Origin of the sequence: Algoriphagus sp., from assembly GCF_029254265.1 — a bacterium.
Lineage (GTDB): Bacteria > Bacteroidota > Bacteroidia > Cytophagales > Cyclobacteriaceae > Algoriphagus.
The window spans coordinates 1-16,910 of sequence record NZ_JAQWXX010000107.1 but is presented as its reverse complement, the minus strand read 5'-3'; the positions used below and the strand labels follow the sequence as shown (position 1 = coordinate 16,910).

Genomic DNA, 16,910 nt, shown 5'->3' with positions numbered 1-16,910 from the left:
CCGAATTAATCGCTCCCAGAACAAAGACACCATCTTCAATAATCTAATCATCAGAATGGTAAAAGCAGATAAAATGTATATCTCAAATATGATATGATGTTAAGCGGACACCTCTATAACTTTTTTAAAAAGAGAAAATTTGAATTTCAATTGGAATGAATTTAGTCTTTCAGATGAATATTCTAGTGAGATTCTTTCTCAGAGTAAAATTCTTGACTTTTCTAATTCTAAAATAATAATAAGAGAAAAATATAAATTAGAGTTTTATGATTTTATAAGAGATCCTTTAAAGTCTGAAAAAGTCAGTAAAGAGATTTATGGTGGTATCCCTTCTAAAGATGAAAGAAGGAAAAATTCAAAAACCTATGGAGATTCTAATTCGAGCTTCATTGGCTTTTTGGATAATGCCACACCTTGTAGAATCAAGCCTAGAGGTAATTTGTCTAGATTTCATGAAGATGGATTAGGATCTGTTTGGTTTAGATTGGACACTGCTTTTAAAGATAAAAATAAAACGAAGTGTTTTAATGGTGCTACTGATACAAGAAGCTATTGTGCCTATGACCTAAATTCAGCAAAAAATGTTTTTTCATGGTTTGCAATTACCAAATGTTTGGATAATTACCCACTTTGGGCCAATCAATTTGATATTTGGGCCCCAGAAATTAAACCTGAATTGGCTGATTATTGGCATTCCTTATGTTTTGCTTTTGTATTATCAGAGAATCGCTGTGTGGTCACCAAGTTTGAGGCGAACAATCCTGTGGCAGGTGCCCCGGAAGTTTTTGTAGATAATCCACTTTCAACCAATAATCCTGAATCCTTTTGGAATACAACCTTAGATAATCAAATAGTTTTGAAACCTGAATTAGCTTATAAGCTGGTCGAAAAGATTAAAGAGCTCTATCAGGTTTGGAATTACAACTATTGCAAAGGGGATATTTTGGAAAATGTGGGTTTGCATGATGAACCTTATTTCAAATATTTCGATTATCCGGACTTTTTGACCAAAAATTCAGGTTTGATTCAGATTAAGAAATACGCAATGATTCATAACAATGGTGATTTAGGAGTGCTTTTTCAGGAAATTTCATCCTTGACTAAAATGGTCAAAGCTGAGCTTTATAGATTATTGGTGGAGGAGTTTGGATATTTTGGATAATGGAAGGGGATAAAGATTTTCTTGAGAGGAGCGCTCGTCTAATTTTTGAATTAAGAAGCAGGAGTTACCAAGATCTTCTGGATTGGTACGAAGAAATGTTAGATTCTTTTATTTCTGTACAACAAACGGGGGCAGATGCAAAAATAAAATTCAATTCAAGGTGGAAAGACTCTGAAACTTTGGTCAACAAACTTATTCTTCATTTAATAGCATTAAAGGGATTATATCGTGGAACTGAAATTGAATTAAATGGCACTTCAATTAAAGGGAAATTTCGAGATATATCTTCAATTTATGTACTATTGAGAGCTGTAATTGAAAGCTTGGTGATATATAACCATATTTTTATTTCTTCAAAAAATTAAGATGAAGTTTCCTTTAAACATGATGTTTGGGTATTGTCTAGCTTAATTGGTAGACAGAAAATAAAACTTGTTTCTAACTCTGCAAAAGAAATCCATTTCAACGAGAAAAAGCAAATTGAGATAATTAGGTCAAATATTGAAAAGAGTGCTTCTTTTAAAGAATTAACTTTCAAACAGCAAAAAGACCTAATTAAGAGGGGAGATACTCGAATTTTTAAACCTTGGATCACCTTATTGGATGAAATGGGATTTGGAAATGTTTTTGGAATAAAAGACGCCTATTTTATAATGAGTAATCATGCTCATAGTGAAGCTATTTCAATAATGCAGATTAATGATTCGAAATTTGACACTAAGTATAATAAAGATAGAATGTTGTGTTATTCGGTCATTTTTGGGATGGTATTCATTTCTAGAATTTTTGTTATGCAAATGGAGAAGTACAAGGTTCTTGAGATAAAATTCCATATGCTAAATCGAGATTTGCAGGATCGAATTTTGACTCTTGAAAAGGCTTCTTATTATAATATTGAAAGGTTATAAAATTGTCTTTTCCGCGGTTCGTGTCTCCACGAAACGCAATTTGACAAACTTTTTTAATCGCTTTCGCCGCGGTTCGTGTCAAACGCAATAAATTCAGATGGATGAGGAATTAAAACCATTGAAATGGTTTCTCTAGCCATAGCCATTTATATACCCACGGTTAAAACCGTGGGCTATGTAGGGAGATCCGAGATGGAAAATGTAGCATAGTTATAGCCCCGGGTTTCAACCCGGGGAAATGGATGGTAGATGGTTGGGGACAATGGCTTTAGCCATTTCAAAAGGTCAATCCATTCAATTTTAAAAACTCCTCATATTCCTCCTGAAAGGTTTTCTGTTGATGATGCTCCTTTTGGTTTTTGATGTATTGGAAAACCTTTTCAACGACTGATTCGGAAACCGAGAAGGCTGCATAGCCTGTTTGCCAAGCAAATTTCTCCTTGGTTAGATTGTTTTGATTGATATGGTGGGAACTACCTCCTTTGATTTGTTTGATAATCTCGGTAATGGATTTTTGAGGATTCTGTAAAAATAATATATGAACATGATCGGGCATGCCATTGACGATCCTCACCCGGCAACCTAATTCACAAAGCTGATCAGAGATCAACTGGAAAACTTGCTTTTCCTTAGCCTGTGAGATTAAAGGAAGCCGGTCTTTAGTAGCCCAGATGGCATGGATCCAGATCTTATTAAATGAATGTGGCATTGGATTTCATTTTCTAATTAAAAAAACCGCTTCATCTTATTCAATCCTGTCGTAATTACATATTCGGCATCCATGGCATAGTAAGTCGGGTTGAAGAGCTCCAGCGATAGGATAATCTCACCTCCTTTGGATTTCAATACCTCGGAGAGTTCCTTGATCGGCGCGGCCCCATCTCCCGGGAATACCCGATCCTTATCCTGCTGCTCTAGCCTTGGGATATCTGCCGGGAAATCATTCATATGAAAAATATCGATGGCATGACCATCCAGCATGCGCATGCCTTCGAAGCCAGATCCACCACGGAAAAGATGATAGATATCGGCTAGGATTTTTGCGTCTTTGTCATCCGCAGCAGCAGCTACGGCCATCGCCTGTCCCAAATGATAGAAAGAAGGATAAGCTCCCCAAAACTCCAATTGTGGCATTACCCCTGTCTTTCTTCCGAGTTCGAGCAGTCGCTTATACTTTTCACCTGCCTGCATCAGATCTAGCGGAGCTTCCGTGCCTATGGCCGGAGCAGCTACTCTAGGACATCCTAGTTCCGCCAGAATTCCCATTTCTTTCTCCATTTGTACAAAACCTGTCTCGCTTTTGGCAGCATCCTGAGCCATCCAAGTCGGAAATCCAATGCAATCAAAGAATCTAAGGCCGGCATCCGAAGCTAGTTTTTTCAGCGAAGCCAAGGATTTTCCTGTTTCCAGATATCCCTGAATCTCCATCATCCAAGGCTCAAAGCCATCGTAACCGGCGCGGGCAGCGAGCTCAATAATTTCGGGTAGGCTTAGCTTTTGTCCACGAATGGTGCTGGTATTTAGGGAAAACAGAAATTGGGTTTCAGCTTTTGGGGTTGTTGCTGCGAAAGCAGATCCAAGTGGAAGGGCTGCGGTTCCGAGTGCAAGCGATTTGAGCAGGGTTCTTCTATTGATCATTTGTCTTTAAAGTATGGGTGGTCTTATCCATTTAAAATCTACTTTAGCCTTTCATGAATATCTTTCAAGATTTGAATCATTTCTTCAGTACTATCGTGCAAGAGATTTATATGCTAAAAATAACCTTTTTTCTCAGTGCCTTTCTTTTTTTAGGATGGTCGGCAAGTGGGCAGGTAGTTCAGGAGCCAAAAAGCTATTTGGCGCTTTATCAGGATCAGTTACCTTTTTTTCAAGAGTTGATTTCCGGAGGCCTATATGCTGATGCACCAAAGAATTTTGACGGGTTTCCATTTTACAATATTCGGGTATTTGAACCCGGGGTGTTAAAAATCAATGAAGTTAGCTACAGTGAGGTTCCGCTACTTTACGATAGTCAGGCGGACTGGGTGATTACTTTTCATCCGATTTACAATCAAAAAATTCTAATCAAGTCTGAGAAGGTTGATGAGTTTAAGCTAAATGATGGCTCGGTTTTCAGAAATTTTAAAGGGAATGATTCCTATACCCATCATGAGAACGGGTTTTACGAAGTTGCTTTTGATGGAGAGATAAAGTTGTTGATAAAGCACTACAAAGTCCTTAAGCCCGTAAAGGAACTAGGACAGTTTACCAAGGAGTATGTTGCTTACAGTGATTTCTTTTTTTGGAATAAGGAGCAATTTGAATCAGTAAGTCGAAAGTCACAAGCAATCAAATTACTTGGCTTGGATAAGAAAGAGGTGAAGCAGTCATTCAAGGGAAATTCACTCGATTTTAAAAGAAATATGGAAGAATATCTCGCGAGATTAGTTCAATTGAGAGTAGATTCTGATCAGGAATTTGAAGGTTTCGTCAAATGAAAAAAATTATACTCTTTTTTATCCTGGTGATTAGTGTTCTCCAAGTTGGATTTTCACAGACTACTTCTCCAAACAAACTTTCAGGTATGTATGCCGGTCTTAGTTTCGATCGATTTGTAGATCGTGTCGAAGGGGAAACAGCCTATCGGTTTTTTTATAAAGAATCTGACGTAGAAGAATTAACTGTAAATATTCAGTTAACGAACTCAGACTTGAGACCCGCTTTGGATCAGATTTTTGAAGGAAAAGGAATCACCTACGTGATTGATAAAAGCAATCAGGTCTGGATCACGAAAGGCAGAAAGTTGACTTTAGATTTCCCTTCCGATTACTTCGAAATTCAAGAGCGCTCAGAAGGAGTGAGTTCCAGTTCGGATTCGCTTGAGGCTTTTGCAAAAAATAAGCGATTTGTGATCGGTAGAGCATCAGATAATCCAAATTCGAAAACAGCAACACTTAGCGGCGTGGTCACTAGTATTGAAACAGGCCAGCCCATAAATGGGGCAGTAGTTCTGGAAAAAGTGAATTACACCCAAATTGTCACAGATGCATCGGGTAGGTATAAGCTTACCCTTCCTAAGGGGCGTCACGCTATTACTGTCCAAAATATAGGTGGATTCCAGGAGCAGCGGCAGATCGATCTTTTGGGAGATGGGGTATTGGATATGCGGATCGAGGAAAGCGTCCTTTCATTGGATGAATTTGTCGTAAGTTCTGGTGCACTTTCGAATATCAATAAACTGGAAATGGGTGTGCAGTCGCTCAGTATGGCTGAAGTGAAAAGACTTCCGGCTGTATTAGGAGAAGTGGATGTGCTACGAGGGGTATTGACTATGCCGGGTGTAAATACAGTCGGTGAAGCCAGTGTTGGATTTAATGTAAGAGGTGGCGCAGCGGATCAAAATTTGATTTTATATAATCAATCCACGGTTTTCAATCCAGCTCACGTATTTGGGTTTTTCTCAGCTTTTAATCCTGACATGGTCTCGGGGGTAGAACTTTATAAAGGTTCCGTTCCGGTGAACTATGGAGGGAGACTTTCTTCAGTACTTCAGGTAGCTCCAAAATTTGGACAATCGGATAAGATTGGAGTTAGTGGAGGGATAGGAATCATGACTGGGAGACTAAGTGTGGAAGGTCCGATCAGTGATAAAACTACTTTTATTGTGGGTGGGCGTACGACCTATTCCAATTGGGCGCTGAATCTTTTGGATGACGAGGCGGCGCTGAATGGCTCTCAAGCCTCATTCTATGATGTGAACGCGAATATCAAGCATCAGATTAATGATAAAAACAGTCTGGAATTTACCAGTTACCTGAGCAGTGACGAGTTTAGCTTTGATCCTGATACTACTTATTCCTATCAAAATGTAAACCTAGCGCTTACTTGGAGACACTTTTTCAATGACCAACTCGAAGGAAAATTCACCGCCGGATACGATAGCTATGAATTTGGGATTATTGGGCAGGACAATCCTTTAAATTCCTTTGATTTCAAATTTGATGTGGGACAGATTCATGCCCGGGCAGATTTTGAATACCGCAAAAATGAGCGACACATATTAAAGTTTGGTTTGCATGCCATACAGTATCAGTTAAATCCGGGATCAAATAGTCCTTTTGGGTCGGAGTCCATAGTCATCGAAGAAGATCTTGAAGATGAGCAAGCCCGTGAGATTTCGATCTATATCGGTGATGAGTTTTTTGTAAATGAGCGCTTGTCGGTAAGTTATGGAGGTAGATATATGTTCTACCAATTATATGGTCCTTTGACTGTGAATCAATATGTTCCAAATGCGCCAATCACCGAAAGCAATGTGATAGGTGAAGAGAGTTTTGGTAAGGGGGAAAATGTCAAAACCTACCACGGACCGGAGTTTAGAGTTTCGGGAAGATATAATCTGAACAATCAATCTTCTGTAAAGCTTGGATTCAACACCATGCGTCAGAATCTTCACTTACTTTCCAACACCTCGGCAATTGCCCCGACCGATTCTTGGAAACTAAGTGATAGCTATATCAAACCACAAACAGGAGGACAGGCTTCTTTAGGGTATTACCGAAATATGGCCGGAAACAGACTTGAGTTTTCTACAGAGGTATACTATCGGTATATGAACAATCTGCTTGACTACCGATCTGGAGCTACGATTATTTTGAATGAAAATATTGAGCAGGATGTGCTCAACTCGATAGGTAAAGCCTATGGAATAGAATTTCTCCTTAAAAAGAATACAGGTGCTCTTAAAGGCTCTTTGGCCTATACATACTCCAGGTCGCTAATGCAAACCTCCGATGAGCCAAGCATTGAAAAGATCAACAACGGAGATTTCTACTCAAGTAATTTTGATCAGCCACACCATGTGGTTTTGGTTGCCAATTATGAATTGAGCAAGAGATTGAATACTTCAATAAACGGAAATTACAGTACCGGAAGACCTGTGACACTTCCGATTTCAAAGTTTGAATATGCAGGATCAGAGCGAGTTTACTTTTCCGATCGAAATGCCTACCGGATTCCGGATTATTTCCGAATTGATATCTCTATCAATCTGGAAGGAAATCACAAAGTCAACAAGCTTGCTCATGCCTCTTGGTCAGCAGGAGTTTACAATGTGCTAGGAAGGAGCAATCCATATTCTGTTTATTACACGCCAGTGGAAGGTCAGTTGCGTGGGTATCAATTGTCCATTTTTGCAAGACCAATTCCTTTCATCACATATAATTTCAGGTTCTAATGAGACGAATTCAGCTAGTAGTTTTGTTTTGCTTTTCTATCCTGATAGGATGTAGAGAGCCATTTGAACCGGAAATTGAGGCCACGGATTTGAACGTCCTCGTGGTAGAGGGATACCTGGACTCAGAAGGTTTGCCAAGTGTCTTAGATCTATCATATACCAGAAATATCCAGGATGAATTCAGCTCAAATTCTAAAGTATTTGGGGCAAATGTGTATTTAGAGAGTTCGGGAGGGGAGCGATTTGGATTGGTAGAGTTGGGAAATGGCAGTTATGAATTCAAGCATGATATTCCGGAAAGTGATACCTACGTACTTCGGATTTTTCTTCCCGACGGGACTAGCTATTCTTCCACTCAGTTGACTCCATTAATTACCCCTGATATTATTGATGTGGGTTTTGAGAAAAATGAGGCTGGAGTGGAGATCTTTTTGACTACAAAGGGAAATTCAGAGGCAGACGATTTTCTGTGGACTTTTGATGAGACTTGGCAATTCCGCCCAGCAATTACTTCTCAGGTGAAATATGATCCAGAGGTACAGGATGTGGTGCTTCGTACCCCTGATGAGCGAATAGATTTATGCTATTTGAGCAAAAGAAACTCAGATCTGATTTTGGAGACCTCTTCCAGATTTGAAGATCAGTTTGTTTTTCGACAGACTATCAATCAGATTAATCAGGGTGATGAGCGGCTTACCCTTCGCTATAGTATCTTGATTTCGCAAAAGGCACTTACCAAAGATGCTTCAGAGTTTTGGGAGATCTTGAAGAAGAATACCGATGATCTGGGGTCGATTTTCAGTCCTTTGCCTTCAATTGTCACAGGAAATATGACCCAGGATCAAAATCCTAATGTTCCTGTTATAGGTCAAGTAGGATTAGGGAAAGTTCAGCAGCGAAGATTATTTATAGACATTCGGGATGTGGCACCTTGGAGAGCAGAAGTACCCGAATATGAGAATTGTCTTCTATCAGCGGATACAGTATTGATTCGAGATTATGATTCGAGATTCCGTTCAGGGGTCAATATTCCTGCACTGCCGATATATCCAGAGAATGCCTTTAATCCGATTGGTTATAGGTATTCATCTTTGATATGTGTGGATTGTACTCAACGTGGGAGCAATGTTAAACCTGACTTTTGGGTAGATTAATTATGAATCAGGTGAAAAAATCAGCATTATTTCTAGGACTTGTTATTAGCCTAATTGCACAGACTGGGTTTGGGCAGGCTCCAAAGTTAGATCCTGAGCAAATCAGTTTTTCTATTCCCAAAAATATTTACTTCGGTGGGGAACGAATCTGGATTAAAGCAGAGGCTTTTGCTGAAGATATCCCGGCGCCTTCTCAGATTATTTATGCAGAACTAGTAAACCGCTACAATGAGTCCGTAGCTATTGCGAAAATGCCATTGACAGATGGAGCAGCCTTTAATTTCCTGAGGATTCCGACTAATCTGCCTTCAGATCATTATTTGTTGCGTGTTTTTACTCGTATAAGTCCTTATTTAGATTTAGAGGCAGGTCTTGTTCAGCAATATGTTACTATTTTCAATAGTGAAGTTCCTCCTGAAGTGGTTGCCAGTCGCACACCAATTAAAAGTGCTGAGCCAAAAGATAACCTGATTTCAATCTCCACTAATCAAGTCAAAGCTGGGGAACCAATTGAAATTACGCTGAATCAGGAAGTCAGAGATTTGGAGCTGGCAGTTTCTGTTATTAATCCTTTCTTAGAAAATCAAAGCATTATTGCGTCTTCAGAGATCTACCAAGGGGTTGAATCCCGGACGCTAGTACCTGAGCTATTTGGACATATCGTGGAGGCAAAGTTAGACCAAGAGGATCCAGATACGGAACAACTTTATTACCTCTCTGTACACGGTGCTAAATCGGCGTTATTCACTGATCGACCGGATGAGGATGGCTCCCTGTTTTTTGATGCCGGAGGGATGAAAAACTGGCGATTTATGGTAGCACAGGCAAACAACAATAAAAGTTTGTTAGATCTATCTATTGTTTCTCCTGCCCCTAAAACTAAGTTTAAGACTGGTTTCACTTTTCCATTCTTAACAATTTCACCGGCTGATCAAGCCTATTTGCAAGAGTTGTTGAGAGGTGGACAAGTTGAAGGGTATTTTGTGCAGGAATTTGATAGCAGTCCATTTCCGGTAGTAACAGGATTTGTAGAAGATCAGACTTATAATCTCGATGATTATACTCGTTTTGAATCGGTGGAAGTGGTTATTAAAGAATACGTCCCTGAAGTGGGTGTGAAAACTGTCCAAAAAAGAAAGGAATATCGGGTTTTGGATAAGGTGAGAGGGGCGATTTTTGACGATAACCCGTTGATGTTGGTTGATGCTATGCCAGTCTTTGATTCTGATTTGTTGGCTGCTTTTAACCCGAAAGGTTTACAGAAATTGGAAGTGCTGACTCGGAATTTCTACCTGAATGAGGAGGTGTTTCCCGGAGTGATTAGCTTCAGTTCCTACAATAATGACTTTGGAGGTTTTCCTATTCCAACGAATGGCATGTACATGGATTATCAGGGAATCCTTCCAAAAGTTTTGGAAAGTGAAAACCTATTCGCTGCTGTAGATTCTGATTCAAGAATTATGGATTGGCGTACCGTTTTGTTTTGGTCAGAAACAGCCAATTCAAATTTGACCTCGAATAAAGTGATCTTGAAAGCTCCCGCCACAAAAGGTAAATTCAGGATTAGATTAAATTATCTTGATTCCAATGGAAAAGAGCAGACAACCTTCAAATATTTTGAAGTGAATTAGGTCACTTGGACATCAGATTCTTGATTTCAAGCGATTATCGCTTATCCTCCCAGGGTAGATAAACCACCTTTTTGGTCTCAAAAAATTCTTCCTTGAAATAATCTTCCAGATGATAGACCACATAAGACTTGTCCAGTTCATCCATTTCCTCATCTACATCCCCGCCTTTTAGGTAGAGAATTCCATTTTGGAATTCGTTAAAATCCTCTTTGCGGATCTTGTTTTTCACCCAAGGATAAAAATTAGCCATTCGTGTGACTGCTCGGCTGATCACGAAATCATACTTTCTTACCAAATCCTCCGCTCTGGCTTGCTGCGCTTCAACATTTGCCAGCTTTAGCTGCTTCACGACATCTTTCACCACGGTGATTTTTTTGCCAATGGAGTCCACCAAATGGAATTGCGTATCAGGAAATAAGATAGCTAAGGGAATCCCTGGAAATCCTCCTCCGGTACCAATATCAAGAACTCTAGTACCAGGCTGGAATTCCATTACTTTGGCGATTCCCAAAGAATGGAGCACATGGTGCACATAGAACTGCTCCATATCCTTTCGGCTGATCACATTTATTTTTGAATTCCAATCAGCATAGAGCTCCTCTAAGCCAGCAAACTGTGCTAGCTGTGTTTCACTTAAGCCAGGAAAATAGGTAGAGATTAAATCAGTGCCTGTTTGCATTAAATATGTTTTTCTTTGCCTGCAGCAATTTCATAGAGAAGCTCCCTAGATCGGTGTAATTGTGCTTTTACAGTTCCTAAAGGTTTTTCAAGTTCTTGCGCGATTTCCTCATAGGAGAGTTCATCAAAGTATCGTAACTGAACCAGTTTTCTGTATTTGGCAGGCAGCTTATCTACAAAGATTCGTACCATTTCAATACGCTGAGTTCGGATGTATTCATCCTGAGGATTATTATCATCGTCTTCTATATCAATCGTGACCGAATTCCCACTATCGTCAGAAAGGGTCCCGTTGAGACTCATGGTTTTGAGTTTCTTCTTTCGAATGAAATCGATGGTATTGTTGGTAGCAATTCGAAAAAGCCATGTTGAGAAGGTATAATCTTTTTTGAAGCGATGAAGATTTTTAAAAGCTTTAGCGAAAGCTTCCATGGTCAAATCTTCTGCATCGTCAGCATCCCTGATCATTTTGAGGATCATATAATAAACAGCTTTTTTGTATCGCCTCATGAGTGATGCAAATGCTTGCTGATCTTTGTTTTGCACAGCTTGATCTATCAGATCAAAATCTTCAAGAGCTTTGGTAGAAAAATCACGTTTATTTATTTCCATTGAATGTCTTTTGACTGATGGGATATTGTCCCTAATATCCAAAAGTAACCCAAATACAAGAAATCCAGTAGCCAGATAGTTTTGGAGGTATTCGAACCTTGGATCTTTTTACTCGCTTTATCGAAAATGATGGTGACAAGTATAGACCTTAGAAGGATAATACCGAAAACGACCAAAAAATGTTCCCAACTTTGGGCTAAACCGAAATAAATAAGCAAACCAATTCCTCCAATCCAGAATAAAGCATGTGAAAAAGAGAAAAATCCAATTTTTTGTTTGTCTTCACTTGCATAATACTTCCCCGCATGGAGGTGTCTTTTCTTTTGAATCAGGTAATCTTTGCGATTCTCTTTTGGAAATGAAGTTGTGTTTGCAGCGGGGTCTAGTACAATAGCAGCGTTTTTTCCATTTGCATATTGATTGACAAATAAATCGTCGTCTCCTCCCTGAATATGCCAAAGTCCTTTGAAAGCTTTTACTTCCATAAAAAAGCTTTTACGATAGCAAAGATTCCTTCCTACAGCCATGAATGGCTTTTTCCACAAGCCAAAGGATATGTAAAAAAGTGCCGTAAGTATTGTCTCAAATTGGATCCAGTTATTCAAAAAGCCTGATTTTTGGGCATATCCTGAAAACCCAATTGCAAAAGTTTTTTGATCTTCCCTTACAGGAGCAGTCATCTTACGAATCCATTGATTAGAATCTGGTATACAGTCCGCATCTGTCAAAAGAATGACATCATTTTTGGCAACGTTGATCCCCAGAGTCAGCGCATATTTTTTTGAAGTGACATGGTTTGGGGTATATTTAATAGTGACGGATCTTAGCTTTGGATAGATTGCCATCATTTCTTCAAGCAATCGCTTGGTACGATCTGTTGACCTGTCATTTACGATCATTACATCAAAGGCCTCATAATCTTGCTCAAAAAGTTTGGGGATCAGTACTTTCAGGTTCTGAAACTCATTGTGCGCAGCAATAAGAACAGTTACGCCCTCGAGATTTTTATCTGAGACAGAAGAGTTGGTTTTTGTTGAGGAAAATGCTGTTTTCCCAAAAATAAATAACAGGTAAACCACCTGAATAGATATTCCAATACCGAATAATAACCAAAGTAAAAATAGGCCCATAGGTCAGTTTGCTGGGCAAATATAAAATCAAATTCAGCAAGTCATTTAAGAATAAGCGTATATTTTTGTACCCTTTGAGGACAATTGTGAAAATTCTGTCCAAAATTCAATTCATAGCTATGAAGTTTACGCTTACAAAAAAAGATAAAGGGTCGAATGCTCGTGCTGGAGTAGTCATTACGGATCATGGAGAGATTCAGACTCCTATTTTCATGCCTGTCGGTACAGCTGGTTCTGTAAAAGCAGTGCATCAGCGTGAATTAGAAGAGGATATCAAAGCCCAAATAATTTTAGGAAACACCTATCATCTTTATCTCAGACCGGGTTTAGATATCTTGGAAAAGGCTGGGGGCTTACACAAATTCAACGGCTGGCAAAAACCAATTCTTACTGACAGTGGCGGGTATCAAGTCTTTTCTTTGGCAGGCACGCGAAAAATCAAGGAGGAAGGAGTGATGTTTAAGTCTCATATTGATGGATCAAAACACCATTTCACTCCCGAAAATGTCATGGATATCCAGCGAACGATTGGGGCAGATATTATTATGGCATTTGATGAGTGTACGCCTTTCCCTTGTGAATACAGCTATGCTCGAAACTCAATGGAGATGACACATCGCTGGCTTAAGCGATGCATTCATCGTTTTGATGAAACTGAAGGAAAATATGGCTACAGTCAGACCCTCTTCCCAATTGTCCAAGGATCGGTTTACAAAGACTTGAGAATTCAATCTGCTGAGTTTATCGCTTCCTGTGATCGGGAGGGGAATGCGATCGGGGGACTTTCCGTGGGAGAGCCTGCTGAGATGATGTACGAAATGACTGAATTGGTTACGAATATTTTACCTACTGAAAAGCCGCGTTATTTGATGGGAGTAGGGACTCCTGCCAATATTTTGGAATGCATAGCTTTAGGAGTAGATATGTTTGATTGTGTGATGCCTACCCGAAATGCCCGTAATGGAATGCTTTTCACCTCAGAAGGAATTATCAATATCCGAAATGAAAAGTGGAAAGATGATTTTACAGGAATTGATCCAGCCATTGGAGGATACGCCAGTACATTTTATTCGAAAGCCTATCTTCGGCACCTGACTATTAGTAAGGAGATTTTAGCTGCCCAAATCGCTAGTATTCATAATTTGACCTTTTACCTTTGGTTGGTCGGACAGGCTAGGGAGCATATCCTTGCTGGTGATTTTAGCGTATGGAAAGATCAAATGGTGAAAAAAGTGAGCACTAGATTGTAATATGAAGCTTCTCGACAAACTGATCATCAAGGATTTTCTCAAGACCTACTTTTTTGTAGTAGTGATGCTTGTCCTGATTGTATTGGTTTTGGATTTCACCGAAAAGAACGATACTTATATCCGTAATGATGTCCCCTCAAGAGAGATTTTAAAGTATATGGGGAATTACGGACTCTACCTCAATAATCTTCTTACTCCGATTACGGTTTTTATATCTGTCATTTTTATCACTTCAAAGATGGCCGGCCGAACAGAAATCATTGCCATTTTGAGTAGTGGAGTCAGTTTTATGCGGATGCTTAGACCTTTTCTTTTTGCTGCCTCTATGATTGGGGCGATAAGCTTTCTTTTGAATGGTTGGGTATTGCCAGTAGCTACTGCGGGAGTGAGCAGATTTCAGATGACCTATCTAGACAAGGGTAATGCTTCGAGTGAATCCAATATTCATATCAAGGTAGGACAGGATTCTTATGCTTATCTCAGTAGATTTTTCAAAACCTCAAATCAAGGGTACAGCTTCACACTGGAAACGATTCGCGATGGGGAATTACTAAACAAACTTTCCTCAGATCGTATCGAGTGGGATACTGCCAAGAATGTTTGGACCTTACGAAACTGGAGACTTCGTGAGTTGAGAGAAGATGGCGAGGACTATACCGTAGGGGAAAATCTGGACACTACACTTTCGATTCGTCCTGAAGACTTTGATTTGCCAAAAAATCATCATGAAACGCTGAAGCTTCCGCAACTCAGCCGTCAGATTCGAATCTTGGAGGAGCGGGGAGCAGATAATGTGAGTTTCTATAAAATAGAACGCTACGTCCGTTTTATGTCACCATTTGCCGCAATTATCCTGACGTTTATTGGGGTGATTATGTCTGCCAGAAAGACGCGTGGAGGATCTGGTTTTCAAATTGCAATGGGGTTCTTGTTGGCATTTGTGTACATCATTCTTTTCATTCTTTCCAGAACTTTTGCGGAAAATGGAGCAGAATATCCAATTTTGGCAGTTTGGCTGCCGAATATCATATTCGCACTTACTGGATTGTTTCTCTATAAAACTGTACCTCGCTAGATGAAGGCATCAATCAAAGATTACCTGATGCTTCATTTCATAGTATTGATATGGGGAGTTACTGCGATTTTGGGTTTGCTGATCTCTTTGGCTTCTATCGAGTTGGTTTTTTACCGTACACTGATTGCTTCATCAGGAGTAGCATTAATATTTCTGTTTAAAAAGGAAAGGCTTTTGTTGCCATTTGATCAGATGATCAAGGTTGTATTGGTCGGCTTTGTCATCGGATTACATTGGATCCTTTTCTTTTGGTCTGCAAGAGTATCTACGGCCTCGGTATGTCTGGCTGGCATGGCTACGACTTCGCTTTGGACAGCTTTTGTAGAGCCAATCTTCAACCGAACCAAAATCAAATGGTATGAAGTAGCACTGGGTCTAATGGTCATTTCTGGACTATTGGTAATTTTTAGTTTTGAATCGGGTTATTGGTTCGGGCTAAGTATGGCCTTAGCTTCAGCCTTGCTGGCTGCAGTGTTTTCGGTACTGAATAGTCGTTTGGCCCATAAGCATAGTCCTTATCAGATTACTTTTTACGAGATGGCAGGAGCTTGTCTTTTTTCGCTTTTGTTTATGCCGATTTATTCAAATTTCATTTCAACGGAAGGTTTGAAATTAGCATGGGAAGGCTATGATTGGTTTTGGTTATTTATTCTTGGCGGAGTTTGTACAGTTTATGCTTTCTCAGTTTCTGTGGAATTGATGAAGCGAGTTTCAGTATTTACCATAAACCTCACCATCAATCTTGAACCTGTTTATGGGATTGTTTTAGCAGTATTGATTTTTGGAGAAAGTGAAAAAATGACTCCTCAATTTTACCTTGGAACAGCGATTATTCTGGTTTCAGTGCTCACTTACCCGGTATTGAATTATTGGAATAAAAGACGAAAGCCAGTGAGGTCTTTGGGGTAAAACATCTCAAAGTTTATTTGATAACGATAATTTATAGATCATCCTGATTTCAGTATTTAGGAAGAAATAGGAGCAACTACGAAAGAGACTTAGTATTCAACTCGCTTTGACGATTTTAGCTCATCTCATGCTCAAATACAAAATGGTCTTTAGGCCACTCTAGCCTTTCTGGACTCTTAGTGAACAATCCAAATACACTCGATCCCGAACCTGACATCGCGGCATAAAATGCTCCGGCTTCATAAAGTCTTTTTTTGATTTTGGCTATTTCCGGATGATTCGGAAAAATACTCGCTTCAAAGTCATTGATCAATTCATCCTTCCAGCGATTCCGGTCTGCAAGGACTTCCCTGAGATTCGTTATAGAGGGAGTAGGAGTCACTCCTGAGTAGGCTTCTTTGGTACTGATATGAATTCCTGGATTAATCAACACCAAGTGAGTTCCCTTCATATCTAAATCGATTGGTTCTAAAACCTCTCCTCTCCCGGTTGCGATTTTAGGAGTGTTTTCAATGAAAAAAGCACAGTCACTTCCAAGTTGAGCGGCGTATTCCTCCAGAAAGAAATCATCCAACAGCAAGTCAAAAAGGTTATTCATCAGCTTTAGCGCAAAAGCTGCATCTGCCGAACCTCCCCCCAAACCAGCTCCAATCGGGATATTTTTATGTAAGTGTATATTCAGGTGTGGGAGATTTGGAAAGTCTTTTTTCAAAAGCTGATAAGCTTTCAGAATCAGATTGTCTTTTTCATCTCCCGGAATAGAAATTCCTGTGGAGGTGAAACTGGTTTTCTTTGGATCCATGATCATTTCCAGCGCATCCAAGAGCGGAATCGGAACCATGCAGGTTTCGATCTCGTGATACCCATCTTTTCGTTTGGAAGTGATATGGAGGCCAAGATTGACCTTGGCGTTTGGGAAAGAAATCATTGTTTTTTGCTTTGAAACAAAAATAGAAGTTTTATCAACTGAATATTAGAAGTTTTTCATTTTGATAAAATGCTAACAAATTCATTTTCTATTGAAGTAAATGTGGACTATTGAATTTTTTGTTAGAAAAAAGGAAATTTTTTTTATGTATATCCGCAATCTTGCCAGTATGATTAAATCGAAGCAATGATGAGTCTGTCAAAGAGTTTTTGACCGAAGTATCTTCTGTTGAGCTTGTAACAAAACTCGTCCAGGTAA

Annotated in this window: 16 protein-coding genes and 1 pseudogene; 11 read left to right on the top strand and 6 right to left on the bottom strand. The window is 39.5% G+C overall.

All coding sequences use genetic code 11. From position 1 onward, the window contains the following. The 4 genes and pseudogenes from P8O16_RS16240 to P8O16_RS16225 form a co-directional block, all read left to right on the top strand. Positions 1-97 (top strand): annotated as a pseudogene (locus P8O16_RS16240) (IS1595 family transposase); the annotation flags it as partial. A 42-nt stretch (positions 98-139) separates the two neighbouring features. Then, complete coding sequence (locus P8O16_RS16235) at positions 140-1,162, top strand: hypothetical protein (RefSeq protein WP_300316488.1); 1,023 nt, start codon at positions 140-142, stop codon at positions 1,160-1,162. After that, entirely contained in the window at positions 1,162-1,527 is a 366-nt protein-coding gene (locus P8O16_RS16230) for a hypothetical protein (protein ID WP_300316487.1), read from the top strand. Before P8O16_RS16235 ends, P8O16_RS16230 begins: the two co-directional genes overlap by 1 nt. A 33-nt stretch (positions 1,528-1,560) precedes the next feature. Further along, positions 1,561-2,070 (top strand): hypothetical protein, encoded by a 510-nt coding sequence (locus P8O16_RS16225; protein ID WP_300316486.1) that lies wholly within the window; start codon positions 1,561-1,563, stop codon positions 2,068-2,070. A 277-nt stretch (positions 2,071-2,347) separates the two neighbouring features. Here the strand turns inward: P8O16_RS16225 and tnpA are convergent, their stop codons facing one another. After that, entirely contained in the window at positions 2,348-2,779 is a 432-nt protein-coding gene (tnpA, locus tag P8O16_RS16220) for an IS200/IS605 family transposase (RefSeq protein ID WP_300316485.1), read from the bottom strand. A gap of 17 nt (positions 2,780-2,796) precedes the next feature. Next, positions 2,797-3,708 carry a sugar phosphate isomerase/epimerase gene (locus P8O16_RS16215; RefSeq protein WP_300316484.1) on the bottom strand — a complete coding sequence of 304 codons (912 nt, stop codon included), beginning with the start codon at positions 3,706-3,708 and terminating at the stop codon, positions 2,797-2,799. Positions 3,709-3,761: 53 nt separating this feature from the next. On the opposite strand from P8O16_RS16215, the gene P8O16_RS16210 reads away from it, so the two are divergent. Genes P8O16_RS16210 through P8O16_RS16195 form a run of 4 tightly spaced genes read left to right on the top strand, consistent with a single transcriptional unit; the run spans position 3,762 to position 10,070 of the window. Beyond that, positions 3,762-4,547, top strand: coding sequence for a hypothetical protein (locus P8O16_RS16210; RefSeq protein ID WP_300316483.1), 786 nt, complete (start codon positions 3,762-3,764; stop codon positions 4,545-4,547). Continuing rightward, positions 4,544-7,285 carry a TonB-dependent receptor gene (locus P8O16_RS16205; protein ID WP_300316482.1) on the top strand — a complete coding sequence of 914 codons (2,742 nt, stop codon included), beginning with the start codon at positions 4,544-4,546 and terminating at the stop codon, positions 7,283-7,285. Before P8O16_RS16210 ends, P8O16_RS16205 begins: the two co-directional genes overlap by 4 nt. After that, entirely contained in the window at positions 7,285-8,439 is a 1,155-nt protein-coding gene (locus P8O16_RS16200; protein WP_300316481.1) for a DUF4249 domain-containing protein, read from the top strand. Before P8O16_RS16205 ends, P8O16_RS16200 begins: the two co-directional genes overlap by 1 nt. 2 nt (positions 8,440-8,441) lie before the next feature. After that, positions 8,442-10,070: a hypothetical protein gene (locus P8O16_RS16195; protein WP_300316480.1), complete on the top strand. Its 1,629-nt coding sequence runs from the start codon at positions 8,442-8,444 to the stop codon at positions 10,068-10,070. 34 nt (positions 10,071-10,104) lie between these two features. On the opposite strand, the gene rsmG is transcribed toward P8O16_RS16195, so the two are convergent. Genes rsmG through P8O16_RS16180 form a run of 3 tightly spaced genes read right to left on the bottom strand, consistent with a single transcriptional unit; the run spans position 10,105 to position 12,490 of the window. Next, positions 10,105-10,749 (bottom strand): 16S rRNA (guanine(527)-N(7))-methyltransferase RsmG, encoded by a 645-nt coding sequence (gene rsmG / locus P8O16_RS16190; protein WP_300316479.1) that lies wholly within the window; start codon positions 10,747-10,749, stop codon positions 10,105-10,107. Then, positions 10,749-11,360: a sigma-70 family RNA polymerase sigma factor gene (locus tag P8O16_RS16185; RefSeq protein WP_300316478.1), complete on the bottom strand. Its 612-nt coding sequence runs from the start codon at positions 11,358-11,360 to the stop codon at positions 10,749-10,751. The genes rsmG and P8O16_RS16185 overlap by 1 nt, the downstream gene beginning before the upstream one ends. Then, positions 11,351-12,490 carry a glycosyltransferase gene (locus P8O16_RS16180; protein ID WP_300316477.1) on the bottom strand — a complete coding sequence of 380 codons (1,140 nt, stop codon included), beginning with the start codon at positions 12,488-12,490 and terminating at the stop codon, positions 11,351-11,353. The genes P8O16_RS16185 and P8O16_RS16180 overlap by 10 nt, the downstream gene beginning before the upstream one ends. A 119-nt stretch (positions 12,491-12,609) precedes the next feature. Between P8O16_RS16180 and tgt the strand changes: the two genes are divergently transcribed. Genes tgt through P8O16_RS16165 form a run of 3 tightly spaced genes read left to right on the top strand, consistent with a single transcriptional unit; the run spans position 12,610 to position 15,724 of the window. Then, complete coding sequence (gene tgt / locus P8O16_RS16175; RefSeq protein WP_300316476.1) at positions 12,610-13,740, top strand: tRNA guanosine(34) transglycosylase Tgt; 1,131 nt, start codon at positions 12,610-12,612, stop codon at positions 13,738-13,740. A gap of 1 nt (position 13,741) precedes the next feature. Further along, positions 13,742-14,815 carry an LptF/LptG family permease gene (locus P8O16_RS16170; RefSeq protein ID WP_300316475.1) on the top strand — a complete coding sequence of 358 codons (1,074 nt, stop codon included), beginning with the start codon at positions 13,742-13,744 and terminating at the stop codon, positions 14,813-14,815. After that, on the top strand, positions 14,816-15,724 hold the full coding sequence (locus P8O16_RS16165) for a DMT family transporter (RefSeq protein WP_300316474.1): 909 nt from the start codon (positions 14,816-14,818) through the stop codon (positions 15,722-15,724). A 115-nt stretch (positions 15,725-15,839) separates the two neighbouring features. Here the strand turns inward: P8O16_RS16165 and ispE are convergent, their stop codons facing one another. Then, the gene (gene ispE, locus P8O16_RS16160; RefSeq protein ID WP_300316473.1) at positions 15,840-16,652 is read right to left on the bottom strand and encodes a 4-(cytidine 5'-diphospho)-2-C-methyl-D-erythritol kinase; all 813 of its coding nucleotides are present in this window, start codon (positions 16,650-16,652) and stop codon (positions 15,840-15,842) included. Positions 16,653-16,910: the final 258 nt, after the last annotated feature.

Bases quoted from the DNA above. Each gene is read 5' to 3' on its own strand.
- P8O16_RS16230 (WP_300316487.1), top strand. From the start codon at position 1,162: ATGGAAGGGGATAAAGATTTTCTTGAGAGGAGCGCTCGTCTAATTTTT.
- tnpA (WP_300316485.1), bottom strand. From the start codon at position 2,779: ATGCCACATTCATTTAATAAGATCTGGATCCATGCCATCTGGGCTACT.
- P8O16_RS16215 (WP_300316484.1), bottom strand. From the start codon at position 3,708: ATGATCAATAGAAGAACCCTGCTCAAATCGCTTGCACTCGGAACCGCA.
- P8O16_RS16210 (WP_300316483.1), top strand. From the start codon at position 3,762: ATGAATATCTTTCAAGATTTGAATCATTTCTTCAGTACTATCGTGCAA.
- P8O16_RS16205 (WP_300316482.1), top strand. From the start codon at position 4,544: ATGAAAAAAATTATACTCTTTTTTATCCTGGTGATTAGTGTTCTCCAA.
- P8O16_RS16200 (WP_300316481.1), top strand. From the start codon at position 7,285: ATGAGACGAATTCAGCTAGTAGTTTTGTTTTGCTTTTCTATCCTGATA.
- P8O16_RS16195 (WP_300316480.1), top strand. From the start codon at position 8,442: ATGAATCAGGTGAAAAAATCAGCATTATTTCTAGGACTTGTTATTAGC.
- rsmG (WP_300316479.1), bottom strand. From the start codon at position 10,749: ATGCAAACAGGCACTGATTTAATCTCTACCTATTTTCCTGGCTTAAGT.
- P8O16_RS16185 (WP_300316478.1), bottom strand. From the start codon at position 11,360: ATGGAAATAAATAAACGTGATTTTTCTACCAAAGCTCTTGAAGATTTT.
- P8O16_RS16180 (WP_300316477.1), bottom strand. From the start codon at position 12,490: ATGGGCCTATTTTTACTTTGGTTATTATTCGGTATTGGAATATCTATT.
- tgt (WP_300316476.1), top strand. From the start codon at position 12,610: ATGAAGTTTACGCTTACAAAAAAAGATAAAGGGTCGAATGCTCGTGCT.
- P8O16_RS16170 (WP_300316475.1), top strand. From the start codon at position 13,742: ATGAAGCTTCTCGACAAACTGATCATCAAGGATTTTCTCAAGACCTAC.
- P8O16_RS16165 (WP_300316474.1), top strand. From the start codon at position 14,816: ATGAAGGCATCAATCAAAGATTACCTGATGCTTCATTTCATAGTATTG.
- ispE (WP_300316473.1), bottom strand. From the start codon at position 16,652: ATGATTTCTTTCCCAAACGCCAAGGTCAATCTTGGCCTCCATATCACT.